We start from the raw sequence: 15,077 nt of genomic DNA, 5'->3' as shown, positions 1-15,077 counted from the left end.
GTCTCCTATGTTGCGGAGACGCTAATACGACCATAAGAAAGATGCAATACGGGGAATTAAATATTCTTCTGGGGAATATTCACCGGTCGCCTTGCGGATACGAGATCACCGACAGGTAACGGATCGGCAGCCGCAGCAGCTCGTCCGGGCCGTGCGGCGCGTCGGCGTCGAAAAACAGGCTGTCGCCAGGGCGCAGGTGAAAGCTCTGGTCGCCGTGGCGATAGCCCACCTCACCCTCGAGGATATAAAGCATCTCGATCCCTTCGTGTTGAAAGGTGGGAAAGATGTCGGATTCCTCGTTCAGCGTGATCAAATAAGGCTCGACCACGACTCCGCTATTATTGGCGCCGATATGACCCAGCAGGTTATATTGGTGCCCAGCCCGTGTGCCGGCGCGCTCCATTTCCACGGCCTCGCCCGCCTTGACATGCACCACCTCGCGCCGCTCCTCGAACCGGCGGAAGAAGGCCGTGATCGGAACGCTCAGCGCCGTGGACAGCGCCTGCAGCGTGGTCAGGGACGACGACGTGACCCCGTTCTCGATCTTCGACAGCATCCCGACGGACAGGCCCGTGACGTCCGACAGGTCCGACACCGTCATGCTGCGGGCCTTGCGAAACTCTCGCACTGCCCGCCCGATGGCGGTTTCGAGGTTCATGTCCTGATGTTCACGAACCTTGTGGGGGTCCTGATTCAGCTTTCCGGGGGCCATTTTCTTCGTACTTTTCTCGTTTCGGAACTTACCCTTGCACGGTCCCGGCCGGAATTACGATATAAAATTCGCACGGCTCGCCACAATCCGGCCACATTTAGGCCCAATTCCTGACAGTCTTTTCCGAAACACTGCTCTGATAACCAGGCGCCGGTCGGCGCTGTTCGGCCGGTCTGACCTATAATAAGGAGCAGGCAAATGGCAACGACCCCCGACCTCCCCCAGAAGTCGCAGAAACCCGCGCCGACACCGCGCAGCACCGTGACGCAAGGCGCAAAGGTGATCGTGTCCAGGCAGGTCTTCACCGACTTCGCCGCGATCTGACGCGCCAAGCGCAAACAAAAACGGCGCGATCCTAAGACCACGCCGTTTGTGAATTCGTGTCTCGGTTGCGTCAGCCGACCAGTTCGAGACCCGAGAAGAAATAGGCGATCTCCACCGCCGCCGTCTCCGGAGCGTCAGAACCGTGGACCGAGTTTTCGCCGACCGATTCCGCGAATTCCGCGCGGATCGTGCCCGGGGCCGCATCGGCAGGGTTCGTGGCGCCCATCACTTCGCGGTTCTTGGCAATCGCGCCTTCGCCTTCCAGCACCTGCACGACAACCGGCTCGGACGCCATGAATTCGCACAGTTCGTCATAGAACGGACGCTCCGCGTGCACGGCGTAGAACACACCGGCCTGCGCCTTGGACAGGTGGATCCGCTTCTGCGCGATGATGCGCAGGCCGGCATCCTCGAACTTGGCGTTGATCTTGCCGGTCAGGTTACGTTTGGTGGCATCGGGTTTGATGATGCTGAGCGTGCGTTCGACAGCCATTGTAGCCTCTTTTCGTGTAAGTCATGGCGCAAACCCCATGTCTGCGCCGTCATTCGGCGCCCCGATAGCATGGGGGTGCATGATTGAAAAGCTGCGATTGACGGCGCGGGCCCGATACGGCATGCGGTGCGCATGTTGCGTCTTGAAGACATAAGTTTCTCGGTCGCCGGTCGCCCCCTGATCGAGGGCGCCTCGGCTGTCATTCCCGCAGGCCACAAGGTGGGTCTGGTGGGCCGCAACGGCACCGGCAAGACCACGCTTTTCCGGATGATCCGGGGCGAGCTGCCGTTGGACACCGGCACGATCTCCCTGCCCGAACGCGCCCGCATCGGCGGCGTCGACCAGGAGGTGCCGGGCAACGAGGTGTCGCTGATCGACACGGTGCTGGCCGCCGACACCGAACGCAGCGCGTTGATGGCAGAGACCGAAACCTCGACGGACGGCACCCGGATCGCAGAGATCCAGACGCGGCTGGCCGATATCGACGCCTGGAGCGCCGAGGCCCGTGCCGCGACCATCCTAAAGGGCCTTGGCTTCACCGACGAGGAACAGGCCCAGCCCTGTTCGGCCTTCTCGGGCGGCTGGCGGATGCGGGTGGCGTTGGCCGCCGTGCTTTTCACCGCGCCCGATCTGCTGCTGCTCGACGAGCCCACGAACTATCTCGACCTCGAAGGCGCGCTCTGGCTGGAAAGCTATCTTGCTCGCTATCCCCATACCGTTCTGGTCATCAGCCACGATCGCGGGCTCCTCAATCGCGCCGTCGGCGCGATCCTGCATCTGGAGGACCGGAACCTGACGCTCTACCAGGGCGGCTACGACACCTTTGCAGAAACCCGGGCCGCACGGCTTGCAAATGCCGAGGCCGAGGCAAAAAAGCAGGAGGCGCGCCGCGCCCATCTGCAATCCTATGTCGACCGCTTCCGTTACAAGGCGGACAAGGCGAAACAGGCCCAATCCCGCATCAAGGCGCTGGAAAAGATGAAGCCGATCTCGCGCCCGCAAGAGGCCGCGCTGCGCCGCTTCACCTTCCCCGAGCCCGACCAGCTGTCGCCGCCCATCCTGAGGCTGGACAATGTGGCCACGGGCTATGACGGCGTGCCGGTTTTGCGGCGCCTGTCGCTTCGCATTGACCAGGACGACCGGATCGCGCTTCTGGGGCGCAACGGTGAAGGAAAATCCACGCTTTCCAAGATGTTATCCGGAAAACTCGAGGTTTTCGAAGGCAAGAAACATGCCGCCTCGAAGCTCCGCGTCGGCTATTTCGCGCAGCACCAGGTCGACGAGTTGCATCTCGACGAAAGCCCGCTCGATCACATCCGCCGCCTCTATCCCGATGACGGCCAGGCCAAGCTGCGCGCGCGGCTGGGCGGCTTTGGCATCGGCGCGGAACAGGCCGACACCAAGGTGGCGAAACTGTCGGGCGGGCAAAAAGCGCGGCTGTCGCTTATGCTGGCCACCACCGACGCGCCGCACATGCTGATCCTCGACGAGCCCACCAACCACCTCGATATCGAAAGCCGCGAAGCGCTGGTCGAGGCGCTGACCGATTACACCGGCGCGATCATCCTTGTCAGCCACGACATGCACCTGCTGCAATTGGTGGCCGACCGGCTGTGGCTGGTCAAGGACGGCACGGTCAAGCCCTACGAGGGGGACCTGCAAACCTATCGCGCCGCCCTGCTGGACCAGAAGCCGCCGAAAAAAGACGCGGCAACGCTGCCCGCGGAAAAGCCCGCGCCGAAATCCAAGCGTCCCTCTCGCGATGCCGTTCTCGAACTGCGGCAAGACGTGAAGGCCTGTGAGCAGCGCGTGGAAAAGCTGAACGTGATGCGCGACAAGATCGCGGCCAAGCTGGCCGATCCCACGATTTACGCCGATGCCAAAGCCAACGACATGGAAGCCTGGCAGCGCAAGTATGCCGAGGTGATGGATGGTCTCGACCGGGCCGAGGCGCTGTGGATGGCTGCGCTGGAACGGCTGGACGCGGCGGAAAACTGACGCTGGGCGGTTTACAACGCCCGCATCCCGTCGCAAACCATGGCGCATGGACCCGAGCTTTCTCATCACCGCGTGGGTGGCGCTTTTCGTCATCATCGACCCGATCGGCATGACCCCGCTTTTCGTGGCGCTGACTCAAGGCGACAGCCCGTCGCGCCGCCGCGCCATTGCCCTTCGGTCCTGCATCGCCGGGGCACTGATCCTGATCGTCTTCGCAAGTTTTGGCGAATCCGTGCTGGACTTCGTCGGCATCTCGATGCCCGCCTTCCGCATCGCGGGCGGCCTGCTGTTGTTCCTGACCGCGCTCGACATGCTGTTCGAACGGCGCACCAAGCGGCGCAAGGATCAGGCGGACGAGGAAGACGACCGCGAGGATCCGTCGATCTATCCCCTCGCGATACCACTGATTGGCGGCCCGGGCGCTATCACCACCGTGATCCTGCTGGCCGGACAGCAACCCGGAGTCGAAGGGCTGGCTTGGGTCATCGGCGTGATGCTCAGCGTGGTCCTCCTCGTGTTCCTCCTGTTCCTGACCGCCGGCCTGCTGGAGCGTGCCTTGGGGCGAACCGGCATCAACGTAATCACCCGCCTGCTGGGGATGCTCCTGGCCGCGCTGGCCGTTCAATTCGTGCTGGACGGGCTCAAGGGATTTGGACTGGCGGGCTGACGCGCCGCTCCTTATATCTTGACCATGACCGGAGATGACACCGCCCGCCTGCTCTATCTCGTGCTGCTCGGCGCCGCCGTCGTGGCGTGGTTCTTTGCGCAGAACCGGACCTCGCTGGGCAAGAACATGCAGTACATGGTGGTCTGGGGGCTGATCTTCGTGGGCGCCATCGCCGCCGTCGGACTTTGGGGCGACATCCGCAACACCGCACGCCCCGCATCCTACACGAGCTTGGGCGAAGACCAGATCGAGTTGCGCCGGGCGCTGGACGGTCATTACTACGTCACGGCCCAGGTGAACGGGGCGCCCGTGGACTTCGTGGTGGATACAGGCGCCACGCTGATCGTGCTGACCCGCGCCGATGCCGAACGCGCAGGGCTGAATACGGATGATCTCGCATTCATCGGGCGCGCTGGCACCGCCAACGGTACGGTCAGCACGGCGCAGGTGCGGCTCGACAGCCTGACCATCGGCCCGCTTGAGGATCGTGGCATCGCGGCCTCCGTCAATGGCGGCGAATTGGACAAGTCTCTCTTGGGCATGAGCTATCTCGAGCGATTCTCGAGCGTTCAGATTTCCGATGGGCGGATGATTCTGACCCGCTAGACGGCGCGCCGCCCCTACGCCTCGGCCTTTTTCTCCCAGCGGCCGGAGTCCTCGGACCAGTATTGCGCCGAACAGCCCGCGCCGGTCAGCGCCTTCCACTGGCCACGCGCATGGTTCAGGGCGTGATCGTCGTTGCCGTCAAAAAGGATACAGGCCCGTTCAAGCGCCTGCACTTCGTCGGGTGAGACCTCGGCGCCGTCTACGCTCATGATGCAGGAGGCCCCGTTGGTGGCCTCCCCCGTGCCCAGCAGGATCGGCTGGCGGGCGTCATGCGGCCCGCCCGAGCGGCCATGCGCCAGAAACGCCTCCTCGGGTCCCAGCCACAGTTTCTCGTCCAGCCAGTCCAGCCGCGCCTCCTGCGTGCCGCGCACCAGCACGCGCCAGCCCGCGCCGCGGGCCTTGTCCAGCAACATCGGCAGCGTCGCCTCCAAGGGGCGGCGGGTCAGGTGGTAGAAAAAGACCGCGCCCATCACTCCCCTTCGTATTGATCGGCCACCAGCCGGTCGAGGGTCATCACGCCCCAGCCGGTCGAGCCCTTGGGGGCGAAATCGGTGTCCTTGGTCACCCGCGCCACGCCCGCGATATCAAGGTGAATCCACGGCGTGCCCTCCTCGACGAAGCGTTGCAGGAATTGCGCCGCGGTGATCGACCCCGCGGGGCGTCCGCCCACGTTCTTCATGTCGGCGATGTCGGACTTGAGCTGCTTGTCATAGGCCTCGCTCAGCGGCAAACGCCATGCGCCCTCGCCCTCGTTCTTGGCCGCGCGCAGGAACTTGTCCGCGAAATTGTCGTCGTTGGAAAACACGCCCGCGTTTTCATGCCCAAGCGCGATGATCATTGCCCCCGTCAGCGTCGCAAGGTCGATGATCGCCGCGGGCTTGTAGGTCTGCTGCGCGTACCACAGCACATCGGCCAATAACAAACGGCCCTCGGCGTCGGTGTTGATGATCTCGACCGTGTCGCCCTTCATCGAGGTGAACACGTCACCGGGACGATAGGCCTCGCCCGACGGCATGTTCTCGACCAGCCCGACAAGGCCCACGACATTGGCCTTGGCCTGCCGCAGCGCGAGGGCGCGCATCGTGCCCGTCACAACGCCTGCGCCGCCCATGTCCATGGTCATGTCTTCCATGCCCGTGGGCACCTTCAGCGAGATCCCCCCGGTGTCAAAGACCACGCCCTTGCCAACAAGCGCCAATGGCGCATCGCCATCTCGCCCGCCGGACCATTCCATGACCGCGACCTTCGTGGGTGACGCCGAGCCCTGCCCCACGGCGAGCAAAAGCCCCATGCCATGTTTTTCAAGGTCCTTTTCCTCAAGGATGGTGATCTTGAGGCCGAGGCTCTCCATCTCCTTGATCCGCTTGGCGAATTCCGTCGTGGTCAGGTGGTTGGCCGGTTCAGACACCAGGTCGCGGGTCATAAGCACGCCCTCGGCAACGGCAAGCGCTGATTTCGCCGTCTCGGTCGCCTCGTCCGGCTTGCCGACCATGATCGAAACCGGACCCTGCTCCTCGGGCTGCTTGGACTTGCGTGCGTCGAACGAATAGGCCCGCAGCACGATACCCTGCGCCAGTTCGCCCAGCCGCCGCGCAGTGCCTGCCAGCACCAGAAGCGGCGCCTCGCCTTTCAGCTTGCCCAGGGCGGCACCGGCCTTGCGCGTCTCGACCGGGTCGGCCCCGCGTTCCAGGCACAGCACGTCCAGCGCCTTGGCGGCAAGGCCCGTGGGCCACGCCATCGTGACGACCTGCCCGGGTTTGGTCTTTTCCCAGGCCTCGCTTTCCAACAGGCGCTTGACCGCGCCCTTGGTGAGCCGGTTCACGCGCCGCGCACCGGGGCCCATCTTGCCGTTCGGGGTGACCACCACCGCCACGCGGCCTTCTGCTTCGGCAATGGCGTCAAGGTCCAGCTCGGTGAAGGTGACGGAAACGGGGGTGCTCATATGATGCTCCTTGCGCGCAAATTTTCTGTCTGTCGTCCCCAGACGTAGCGTCTTGCGGGCGGGAAGGCCAGTGCCGGCTGCAAACCGCCGGTCCGCGTCGCTTTAACGGTTTTCCCCCGCAGTCAAATCGCATAACTTGCCGTGAAATGCTGCTAAATTCCGGGGGGATGCGTGACCAGATTCGACAGGTACATGCTGTCGCAATTCATGGTGCTGTTCGGGTTCTTCGCACTCGTGCTGGTGTCGATCTTCTGGATCAACAAGGCGGTGCGGATGTTCGACCGGTTGATCGGCGATGGCCAGCCTGCCTGGATATTCCTTGAGTTCACCGCCCTCACCCTGCCCGGCGTGATCGGCGTCGTGCTTCCTATCGCGACCTTTGCGGGCGCGGTCTACGTGACCAACCGGATGACTACGGAATCCGAACTGACGGTCATGCAGGCGACCGGCTACTCGCCCTGGCGTCTGATCCGGCCGGTTCTGATCTTCGGCATCATAATTGCCTTGATGATGTCGGTGCTGAGCCACTACCTGATCCCCAAGAGCCTCAGCCAGCTGCGCCTGCGCCAGGCCGAGGTCAGCCAGAACATCACGGCCAAGCTGTTGACGGAGGGAGAGTTCCTGCACCCTGCCCCCGGCATCACCTTCTACATCCGCGACATCACGCCAGAGGGCGAGCTGCGCGATGTCTTCCTGTCGGACAGGCGCAATTCCGAGATTCCGGTGACCTACACCTCGACCCAGGCCTACCTGGTGCAAGAGGGCGGAGGCACCAAGCTGGTGATGGTGGAGGGGCTGGCGCAGAACCTGCGGGCCGAGGGAAACCGCCTCTTCACGACGCATTTCGACGATTTTTCGTATGATATCAGCAGTCTGATTTCCCGCGATCCGACCAACCTGAACCGGGTCGATTTCGCCCTGACGGGCGATCTTCTGTTCCGTCCCGTTGAGATGGCCGATTCCACCGGCAGCACGGTGCCCGAAGTGCTCTACGAGGCGCATGGCAGGTTCGCGCAGGCGCTGATGTGTATCGTCGCCGCATTGATCGGGTTTGCAACACTCCTGGTCGGCACCTACAGCCGCTTCGGTGTCTGGTGGCAGATCATCGGCGCCTTTACCCTTTTGGTGCTTATCAAGATGGTCGAAGGTGGTGTGTCGGGCGCCGTTCTGGCCAGCGCCAGCGCCTGGCCACTGATGTACGTGCCGACCGGCGTGGGAGCGCTGGTCACTATTATCCTGCTGTACATTGCGGCTTATCCCGGCATTTGGCGCCGTTTGTGGCCGTTCGGCGCTCGCGGCGATTCCTCCGGCCCGGCGGAGGGTGCGGCGTGATCCTTCACTACTACTTTGCCCGCAAGTTCCTTTGGACCTTTGTCGCAATCGCCTCGGTCTTCGTGATCCTTCTGGCGCTTATCGACCTTGTCGACGAGTTGCAGGATTTTCCGAACCTGCCGTTCATGGACGTGCTTGGCGTGGTCCTGCTGAATGTCCCGCACGCGAATTACGAGATCCTGCCACTGGTCGTGATCCTGTCCGCCGTGGCGTTGTTCCTGCGGCTTGCGCGGTCCTCTGAACTGGTGGTCGTGCGTGCCGCCGGGCGGTCGGCCCTGCGCAGCCTGGCGGCGCCGCTGACCGTTGCCGCGCTGATCGGAATCATTTCGATCACCATGTTGAACCCGCTCGTGGCGGCCGCCTCGAAACGCTACAACAACGTGGTCAACACCTATATGGGCGGTGGCACCAGCGTGCTGGCCATTGCCTCCGAGGGCCTGTGGCTGCGCCAGGGCAGTGCCGAGGGCCAGACGGTAATTCACGCCGCAAGGGCGAGTTCGGATGTAACCACTCTTTACGAAGCGACCTTCATCAAGTTTTCACCCGAGGGACAGCCGGAACGCCGGATCGTGGCTGAAACCGCCAGTCTTGCCGCCGGTCAGTGGGAGCTGAAAAACGCCAAGATATGGGAGCTGACGCTGGGTCAGAACCCCGAAGCGACGGCACGGGAAGTGGCGCAGCTGGAACTGCCTTCCGCCCTGACGCAGGACCGCATCATCGACAGCTTCGGCAAGCCCGAATATATCTCGCTGTGGGATCTGCCGGGGTTCATCAACCAGCTTGAGGAGGCCGGATTTTCCGCACGCCGTTACGCGGTGTGGTTCCAGATGGAGTTGTCGCGCCCGCTTTTCCTGGTGGCACTGGTCATGGTCGCGGCGGCGTTCACCATGCGGCACGCGCGGTTGAGCAATACCGGCATTTCGGTGCTGATCGCCGTGATGCTGGGCTTCACGCTGCACTACATCCGCAATTTCGCGCAGATCCTTGGGGAAAACGGGCAGATCCCGGTTTACCTGGCGGCGTGGGCGCCGCCGGTTGCGTCTTTCATGCTGGCGGTAGGCATCCTGCTGCACATGGAGGACGGATGAGGCCGTGGGCGTGCATATGCGCCTTGCTCGCGGGGCTTGCGACCTGGATCATCTGGGCGGGGGACGCCGTTGCACAGGGCGGCGTCGATCCGTCCCCGGCACCTGCAACAGGCGCCACGATGCCAGCTGTCCTTGTGGCAGATGACGTTTTCCTGTCCGGGAACGAACAACTGGTCGCAAGCGGGAATGTCGAGGCGCTTTACGACGGGCGCAGGCTCAAGGCCTCGCAGATCGTCTACGACCGGACCACCGAAACCCTTCGGGTGATGGGGCCGATTTCGCTGGAAGAGGCCGATGGCACGATGCTGGTGCTGGCCGACAGTGCCGAGCTGGACCGCGAGATGCGTAACGGGCTGCTCCGAGGCGCGCGGATCGTGATGGACGATCAGGTTCAACTGGCGGCAAACGAACTGGCCCGGGTGAACGGACGCTACAATCAGCTGTACAAGGCCGCCGTCACCTCCTGCCGGGTGTGCAACTCGAAGAATCCGCCGCTCTGGCAACTGCGCGCGCGCCGGGTCGTTCACGACCAGAAGGAAAGGCAGCTCTATTTCGACGGGGCGCAATTCCGCATTCTGGACACGCCGGTTTTCTACCTGCCCCGCCTGCGCTTGCCCGATCCCACGCTAGAGAGGGCCACAGGCTTTCTCGTGCCTTCGCTGCACAATTCCTCGCTCCTCGGATTTGGCGCCCGTGTGCCGTATTTCATCCGTATCGGCGATCACAAGGATCTGACCGTCACACCGTACCTGTCGACCGAAAGCCGGACGCTGGAACTTCGCTACAGGCAGGCCTTCCGCACAGGCGAGATCGAGGTCACCGGGGCTTTGAGCGACGACGATATCGGCGGACGCAATTTCAAATCCTATGTCTTTGCAAGGGGCACCTTTGCCCTTCCCCGGGATTTCACTCTGCGCTTTGATATAGAGGCGGTGAACGACGACACCTACTTGCTGGATTACGGCTACTCCGACAAGGACCGTCTTGACAGCGAGATTTCGGTCGAACGTGCCCGGCGGGATGAATATGTCCGGGTGGCATTCACCCATTTTCACTCGCTGCGGGCGGGCGAAAGCAACACGACGCTGCCCACGTTGGTCTCGAATGGCGAATACGAAAAACGTATCCAGCTTGCCTATGCGCCGGGCGGAGAACTTCGTCTCGGGGTCCTCAGCCACGCGCATTACCGAACCTCCGGCCTTGCCGTTGACGGGCCGGATTTCGATCCTTTCGCCGATGGCCGCGACGTTGCCCGCTTCACTCTCAGCGCAGACTGGCACCGGTCGTGGACGTTGGGCCCGGGCGTGCTGACCAAAGCGCAGCTTGGACTGGCGGTCGACAGCTTCCACATCAGGCAAGCCGGCGTCACAAGCCGGTCCGACGCGGTCGAGGTGACGCCATCAGCCTCGGTCGAACTGCGATGGCCGCTTGTCAAAACGACGACGTCGGGGGCCACCCACGTGGTCGAACCGGTCATGCAGCTGTCATGGGTCGGAGGCAGCAATCCACTGGTACCCAACGACGAAAGCACCCGGATCGAGTTCGACGAGGGCAATCTTTTCGCCACCTCCCGCTTTACCGCACCGGACAGGCGGGAACGCGGCTTCAACTCGGCCTACGGCCTGAGCTGGACGCGCTATGGCAACAAGGGCTGGCAAAGCTCTTTCGCCTTGGGACAGGTCGTGCGTGAAGAAACCCAGATCGACCCGGCGGGCGGCTTTGCCTTCACCAATTCCTCGGGCCTGCAGGATCGCTATTCGGACCTGCTGGTCGCCGGACAGTTCAAGACCGATGACGGGCTCGCGATTACCGCGCGGGGACTTTTCGACGACGATTTCGTCACCACCAAGGCCGAGGCCCGTGCCAGCTGGCGCAACGACCGTGCCGCCGTGGGCGGCACCTATATCTGGCTGCGAAACGACGTGGCCGAGGCCCGGCCCAGCAACATCTCCGAATGGGCGTTCGACGCCTCCTATCGGCTGTCGCGCCACTGGACCGGCAGTGCCGACTGGCGCTACGATGTGGCCAGCGACCAATCAGTTCGCGCTGGCATCGGGGTCACGTACACCAACGAGTGCGTGGACGTTTCGCTTTCGGCCTCGCGTCGGTTCACCTCTTCCACTATCCTCGAGCCATCGACCGATATCAGTTTCACGGTGGGCCTGCGCGGTTTCACCACAAAGACACGCGACAAAAGCTACGTCCGGACATGCGAGCAATGATGCCAAGACTTACCTTTCTATCTTCCGCGCTTCTGGCGCTTTCCATATTCACGACCACCTCCGTGACCGGTACGGTCCCGGCACAGGCGCAGCAAAGCCCGTTCGACGCCGTCATAAAGGTCAACGATCAGGCCATTACGCGCTACGAGATCTCTCAACGTGCCAGGATGCTTCAATTGTTCCGCGCGCCGGGCGATCCCGAGAAACTGGCCCGTGAGCAGCTGATCGAGGATCGACTGAAGCTCGACGCCGCCAATGCGGTGGGCTTCGCACTGGACGACGAACAACTCATGGCCGGGATGGAAGAATTCGCTGGACGGGCCAACATGGATGCAGAGCAGATGCTCGGCTCATTGCAGCAGGCCGGTGTCGACCCGTCGACCTTTCGCGAGTTTGTCCGGGCCGGTATGACCTGGCGTGAATATTCTCGTGGTCGCTTCGGCCCGCAGATCAACATCGACGAGGACGACATCAACCGCGCCCGCCTTTCGGTCGGTAACGAAACCAGCGTGCGCGTGCTTCTGTCAGAGATCATCATGCCACTGGCGAGCGGCGATCCGCAGACCATACAGGAACGCGCGAACCGCATAAGCCAGTATACGTCCGAGGCGGAATTTGCCGCCGCCGCGCGGCGTTACTCGGCCACCGAGAGCGCCGCCCGCGGAGGACGGATGGAATGGGTCGCCGTAAACGACCTTCCCGAAGGCCTGCGCCCGGTGGTGCTGGGGCTTGGCCCCGGGGAAGTCAGCGACCCGTTGCCGCTGCAAGGCGCCATCGCCCTGTTCCAGTTGCGTGACATCGAAGAGATCGAGCAGCCCGAGCGGGAATACGAAGAGATCGAGTACGCCGCCTATTACATCGAAGGCGGGCGCACCGAGCAGACGCTGGCCCGCGCCGCGCAGATCGACGCCGATACCGATACATGCAACGATCTTTACGGCATCGCCCAAGGCCAGCCGGAGCGCGTGCTGGAGCGCGGCAGCAAGCCTCCCGCCGAGATCCCTGACGACATCCGGTTCGAGTTGGCGAAACTCGATCCCGGCGAAATTTCCACAGGTGTCACCCGCGCCGGTGGTCAGACGCTGGTTGTTCTGATGCTGTGCAGCAGAACCCCCAAGACCGAGGGCGAGGCGCCGACCGCCGAACAGATCACGAATTTCATCCAGAGCCGTCGCCTGGACAGCTACGCCAATGCCTATCTCGAGGAGCTGCGGGCAGCGGCGCGGATCGTCGAGCTGGAATGACCTCACCTTCTGCGTTGCCCGTCGCCATTAGCTGCGGCGAACCCGCGGGGATCGGGCCGGAAATTGCGGCCCGCGCGTGGGCTGCGCTGAAGGACGAGGTCCCGATACTGTACCTGGGCGACCCCGACCACTTGCCCGGCGACGTGCCGGTGGCCTGTATCGAAGATATCCGTGACGTGGCCGAGGCCGCTGAGAGCGCCCTGCCCGTATTGGCGCATCGTTTCAAAGGGCCGTTGACGCACGGCAAGCCCAACCCCGACCACGCCCAATCGGTGATCGACATGGTCACCACGGCTGTCATGCTCCTGAACGACGGCGCCGTGGGCGCGCTATGCACCGCGCCCATTCACAAGAAGGCCTTGCAGGACGGGGCGGGTTTCTCCTTTCCCGGACACACCGAATTCCTCGCCGATCTTGCCGGTAAAGAGCGCGTCGTCATGATGCTCGCCTCGGAGAATTTGCGCGTCGTGCCGGCCACCATCCATATGCCTTTGTCACAGGTGCCCTCCGCCCTGACCGCTGATGTTTTGGAACAGACAACCCGCATCACCCATGCCGGCCTTATCCGCGACTTCGGAATTGCTGTCCCGCGCCTTGCCGTGGCCGGGTTGAACCCGCACGCGGGCGAAGGCGGCAAGATGGGCCGGGAGGAGATCGAACTCCTCGGTCCGGTGCTCGAAAAGTTGCGCGGCGAAGGTATGGACCTGCGCGGCCCGCTCAGCGCCGACACGATGTTTCATGCCGCGGCCCGTGCCACGTATGACGCCGCCATCTGCATGTATCACGACCAGGCGCTTATCCCAATCAAGACACTGGATTTCGACCGAGGTGTGAACGTGACCCTGGGTCTGCCTTTCGTGCGCACCTCGCCGGATCATGGCACCGCGCTGGACATCGCGGGCCAGGGGATTGCCAATGCCTCGTCCATGATCGAGGCCGTGCGCCTTGCCGCAATCCTTGGTCGGGCGCGCGGATGAGCGGCATCGACGCTCTGCCCCCCCTGCGCGAGGTCATCGCGTCGCATGGGCTGAGCGCCCGAAAGTCCCTGGGGCAGAATTTCCTGCTGGACCTGAACCTGACGGCCAAGATCGCCCGCATGGCCGGCGACATCGGCAATTCCGATGTGCTCGAGATCGGCCCCGGCCCCGGCGGGCTGACGCGCGGTCTGCTGGCCGAGGGCGCCCGACGCGTTCTGGCCGTGGAGAAAGATGCGCGCTGCCTGCCCGCGCTGGAAGAGATCGCCGCCGTGTATCCCGGGCGGCTGGAGATCATCCACGGCGACGCGTTGGACATCGATCCGGCCGCGCGTTTGTCACCGCCGATCAAGATCGCCGCGAACTTGCCCTACAACGTCGGCACCGAACTTTTGGTGCGGTGGCTTACGCCCGACGACTGGCCGCCGTTCTGGGACAGTCTTACCCTGATGTTCCAACGCGAGGTGGCCGAACGGATCGTGGCGCGGCCCGGCTCCAAGGCCTATGGCAGGCTGGCGGTGCTGGCCCAATGGCGCAGTTCGGCGCAGATCGTTCTGAACTTGCCGCCAGGTGCGTTCACGCCGCCCCCGAAGGTCTCGAGCGCGGTGGTGCATCTCAAGTCGCTGGACGCGCCGCGCTTTGCGGCAGAACCGAAGGCGTTGGAACGGGTTGTTGCCCGCGCCTTCAACCAGAGACGCAAGATGATGCGCGCGGCATTGAAGGGGCTTGCTCCGGATATCGAGGACAGGTTGATCGCATCGGGAATCAAGCCCACGGATCGCGCTGAAACCGTCGGGCTTGAGCAGTTCTGCGCCCTCGCCCGCAACCTCGGTTAATCCTGGAAGATGCCCTCCGCCAACGAAGGGCGCCGGTTACTCCGCAGCCGTCGAAGCGTCCGAGTTTCCGCCATCGCCCTGATCGCCGCCATCATTGTTGCCATCGTCGGCCTTCTTGCGCGGCTTGCGGCTGCGCTTGGGCTTCTGCGGCTTCTCGCTGGATTGATCTTCGGGCGTTTCCACGAGGCCGCTGTCGCCGCCATTGTCGTTTTGTGCCAAATCAGAACCGGACCCGGAGTTGTCACCCTGGTCGCCGCCACCATTGGAGTCGCGCTCCTGGCGCTGTGCGCGCTCACGGTCACGCTCGGCCTGGCGCTCGCGGTTCTGGCGTTCCTGCTCCTCGCGGCGCTGGTCCTGTTCCTTCTGGGCAGACCCCAGCAGGCGCAGGTAATGCTCGGCGAATTGCTGGTAATTCTCGGTCAGTACCCGGTCGCCGGACAATTGAGCGTCGCGGGCAAGCTGGTTGTACTTGTCAATGATTTGCTGCGGCGTGCCGCGCACCTTGCCCTCGGGACCGGAACTGTCGAAAACCCGGTTCACGACATTGCCCTGAGGCGAGCGGTTGCGGTTGGACTTGTTCCGCGAACGTGACTTCGATGATCTCATGAGTGGTTGTCAGCCCTATTGCTTGAAGCGCTG

General features: G+C 63.4%; 15 protein-coding genes. 10 read left to right on the top strand and 5 right to left on the bottom strand.

Features of this window, described 5'->3' with window-relative positions:
- Window positions 1-79 precede the first annotated feature (79 nt).
- On the bottom strand, window positions 80-712 hold the full coding sequence (locus PVV74_RS18790; protein ID WP_274594293.1) for a helix-turn-helix domain-containing protein: 633 nt from the start codon (window positions 710-712) through the stop codon (window positions 80-82).
- Window positions 713-910: 198 nt separating this feature from the next.
- Between PVV74_RS18790 and PVV74_RS18785 the strand changes: the two genes are divergently transcribed.
- Window positions 911-1,036, top strand: coding sequence for a hypothetical protein (locus tag PVV74_RS18785; protein ID WP_274594292.1), 126 nt, complete (start codon window positions 911-913; stop codon window positions 1,034-1,036).
- 70 nt (window positions 1,037-1,106) lie between these two features.
- On the opposite strand, the gene ndk is transcribed toward PVV74_RS18785, so the two are convergent.
- Complete coding sequence (ndk, locus tag PVV74_RS18780; RefSeq protein ID WP_103764223.1) at window positions 1,107-1,529, bottom strand: nucleoside-diphosphate kinase; 423 nt, start codon at window positions 1,527-1,529, stop codon at window positions 1,107-1,109.
- Between the two features lie 132 nt (window positions 1,530-1,661).
- Here ndk and PVV74_RS18775 point away from each other — a divergent pair, with 132 nt between their 5' ends.
- From PVV74_RS18775 to PVV74_RS18765, 3 genes are read left to right on the top strand one after another with little or no spacing between them, the layout of a single operon-like run.
- On the top strand, window positions 1,662-3,527 hold the full coding sequence (locus tag PVV74_RS18775) for an ABC-F family ATP-binding cassette domain-containing protein (protein ID WP_274594291.1): 1,866 nt from the start codon (window positions 1,662-1,664) through the stop codon (window positions 3,525-3,527).
- A 46-nt stretch (window positions 3,528-3,573) separates the two neighbouring features.
- Window positions 3,574-4,194 (top strand): MarC family protein, encoded by a 621-nt coding sequence (locus tag PVV74_RS18770; RefSeq protein ID WP_152475006.1) that lies wholly within the window; start codon window positions 3,574-3,576, stop codon window positions 4,192-4,194.
- A 24-nt stretch (window positions 4,195-4,218) separates the two neighbouring features.
- The gene (locus tag PVV74_RS18765) at window positions 4,219-4,800 is read left to right on the top strand and encodes a retropepsin-like aspartic protease family protein (RefSeq protein ID WP_103764282.1); all 582 of its coding nucleotides are present in this window, start codon (window positions 4,219-4,221) and stop codon (window positions 4,798-4,800) included.
- A 14-nt stretch (window positions 4,801-4,814) separates the two neighbouring features.
- Here the strand turns inward: PVV74_RS18765 and PVV74_RS18760 are convergent, their stop codons facing one another.
- Together PVV74_RS18760 and PVV74_RS18755 are read right to left on the bottom strand one after the other, a co-directional pair.
- Window positions 4,815-5,270, bottom strand: a complete 456-nt coding sequence (locus PVV74_RS18760) for a DNA polymerase III subunit chi (protein ID WP_274594290.1) — start codon at window positions 5,268-5,270, stop codon at window positions 4,815-4,817.
- Window positions 5,270-6,742, bottom strand: a complete 1,473-nt coding sequence (locus tag PVV74_RS18755) for a leucyl aminopeptidase (protein ID WP_274594289.1) — start codon at window positions 6,740-6,742, stop codon at window positions 5,270-5,272. The genes PVV74_RS18760 and PVV74_RS18755 overlap by 1 nt, the downstream gene beginning before the upstream one ends.
- Before the next feature lie 192 nt (window positions 6,743-6,934).
- Between PVV74_RS18755 and lptF the strand changes: the two genes are divergently transcribed.
- From lptF to rsmA, 6 genes are read left to right on the top strand one after another with little or no spacing between them, the layout of a single operon-like run.
- Window positions 6,935-8,074: an LPS export ABC transporter permease LptF gene (gene lptF, locus PVV74_RS18750; protein ID WP_274594330.1), complete on the top strand. Its 1,140-nt coding sequence runs from the start codon at window positions 6,935-6,937 to the stop codon at window positions 8,072-8,074.
- Entirely contained in the window at window positions 8,071-9,162 is a 1,092-nt protein-coding gene (gene lptG, locus PVV74_RS18745; RefSeq protein WP_103764217.1) for an LPS export ABC transporter permease LptG, read from the top strand. Before lptF ends, lptG begins: the two co-directional genes overlap by 4 nt.
- Window positions 9,159-11,384 (top strand): LPS-assembly protein LptD, encoded by a 2,226-nt coding sequence (locus tag PVV74_RS18740; protein ID WP_274594288.1) that lies wholly within the window; start codon window positions 9,159-9,161, stop codon window positions 11,382-11,384. Before lptG ends, PVV74_RS18740 begins: the two co-directional genes overlap by 4 nt.
- A complete protein-coding gene (locus PVV74_RS18735) occupies window positions 11,381-12,628 on the top strand; it encodes a peptidylprolyl isomerase (protein WP_274594287.1) in 1,248 nt (415 codons plus the stop codon). Before PVV74_RS18740 ends, PVV74_RS18735 begins: the two co-directional genes overlap by 4 nt.
- Window positions 12,625-13,605 (top strand): 4-hydroxythreonine-4-phosphate dehydrogenase PdxA, encoded by a 981-nt coding sequence (pdxA, locus tag PVV74_RS18730; RefSeq protein ID WP_274594286.1) that lies wholly within the window; start codon window positions 12,625-12,627, stop codon window positions 13,603-13,605. The genes PVV74_RS18735 and pdxA overlap by 4 nt, the downstream gene beginning before the upstream one ends.
- The gene (rsmA, locus tag PVV74_RS18725) at window positions 13,602-14,438 is read left to right on the top strand and encodes a 16S rRNA (adenine(1518)-N(6)/adenine(1519)-N(6))-dimethyltransferase RsmA (protein ID WP_274594285.1); all 837 of its coding nucleotides are present in this window, start codon (window positions 13,602-13,604) and stop codon (window positions 14,436-14,438) included. Before pdxA ends, rsmA begins: the two co-directional genes overlap by 4 nt.
- A gap of 36 nt (window positions 14,439-14,474) precedes the next feature.
- On the opposite strand, the gene PVV74_RS18720 is transcribed toward rsmA, so the two are convergent.
- Complete coding sequence (locus PVV74_RS18720; RefSeq protein WP_274594284.1) at window positions 14,475-15,044, bottom strand: DUF4167 domain-containing protein; 570 nt, start codon at window positions 15,042-15,044, stop codon at window positions 14,475-14,477.
- Window positions 15,045-15,077: the final 33 nt, after the last annotated feature.

It is taken from the genome of Roseovarius sp. SK2 (genome assembly GCF_028807495.1).
GTDB classification, from domain to species: domain Bacteria; phylum Pseudomonadota; class Alphaproteobacteria; order Rhodobacterales; family Rhodobacteraceae; genus Roseovarius; species Roseovarius confluentis.
The sequence above is the reverse complement of the archived record's forward strand: the minus strand, read 5'-3'. Positions and strand labels throughout refer to the sequence as shown.

Coding starts and splice junctions, on each gene's coding strand:
- PVV74_RS18735 (WP_274594287.1), top strand. CDS start 11,381: ATGATGCCAAGACTTACCTTTCTATCTTCCGCGCTTCTGGCGCTTTCC.
- PVV74_RS18785 (WP_274594292.1), top strand. CDS start 911: ATGGCAACGACCCCCGACCTCCCCCAGAAGTCGCAGAAACCCGCGCCG.
- PVV74_RS18770 (WP_152475006.1), top strand. CDS start 3,574: ATGGACCCGAGCTTTCTCATCACCGCGTGGGTGGCGCTTTTCGTCATC.
- PVV74_RS18755 (WP_274594289.1), bottom strand. CDS start 6,742: ATGAGCACCCCCGTTTCCGTCACCTTCACCGAGCTGGACCTTGACGCC.
- rsmA (WP_274594285.1), top strand. CDS start 13,602: ATGAGCGGCATCGACGCTCTGCCCCCCCTGCGCGAGGTCATCGCGTCG.
- PVV74_RS18765 (WP_103764282.1), top strand. CDS start 4,219: ATGACCGGAGATGACACCGCCCGCCTGCTCTATCTCGTGCTGCTCGGC.
- PVV74_RS18740 (WP_274594288.1), top strand. CDS start 9,159: ATGAGGCCGTGGGCGTGCATATGCGCCTTGCTCGCGGGGCTTGCGACC.
- lptF (WP_274594330.1), top strand. CDS start 6,935: ATGCTGTCGCAATTCATGGTGCTGTTCGGGTTCTTCGCACTCGTGCTG.
- pdxA (WP_274594286.1), top strand. CDS start 12,625: ATGACCTCACCTTCTGCGTTGCCCGTCGCCATTAGCTGCGGCGAACCC.
- PVV74_RS18720 (WP_274594284.1), bottom strand. CDS start 15,044: ATGAGATCATCGAAGTCACGTTCGCGGAACAAGTCCAACCGCAACCGC.
- ndk (WP_103764223.1), bottom strand. CDS start 1,529: ATGGCTGTCGAACGCACGCTCAGCATCATCAAACCCGATGCCACCAAA.
- PVV74_RS18775 (WP_274594291.1), top strand. CDS start 1,662: ATGTTGCGTCTTGAAGACATAAGTTTCTCGGTCGCCGGTCGCCCCCTG.
- PVV74_RS18790 (WP_274594293.1), bottom strand. CDS start 712: ATGGCCCCCGGAAAGCTGAATCAGGACCCCCACAAGGTTCGTGAACAT.
- PVV74_RS18760 (WP_274594290.1), bottom strand. CDS start 5,270: ATGGGCGCGGTCTTTTTCTACCACCTGACCCGCCGCCCCTTGGAGGCG.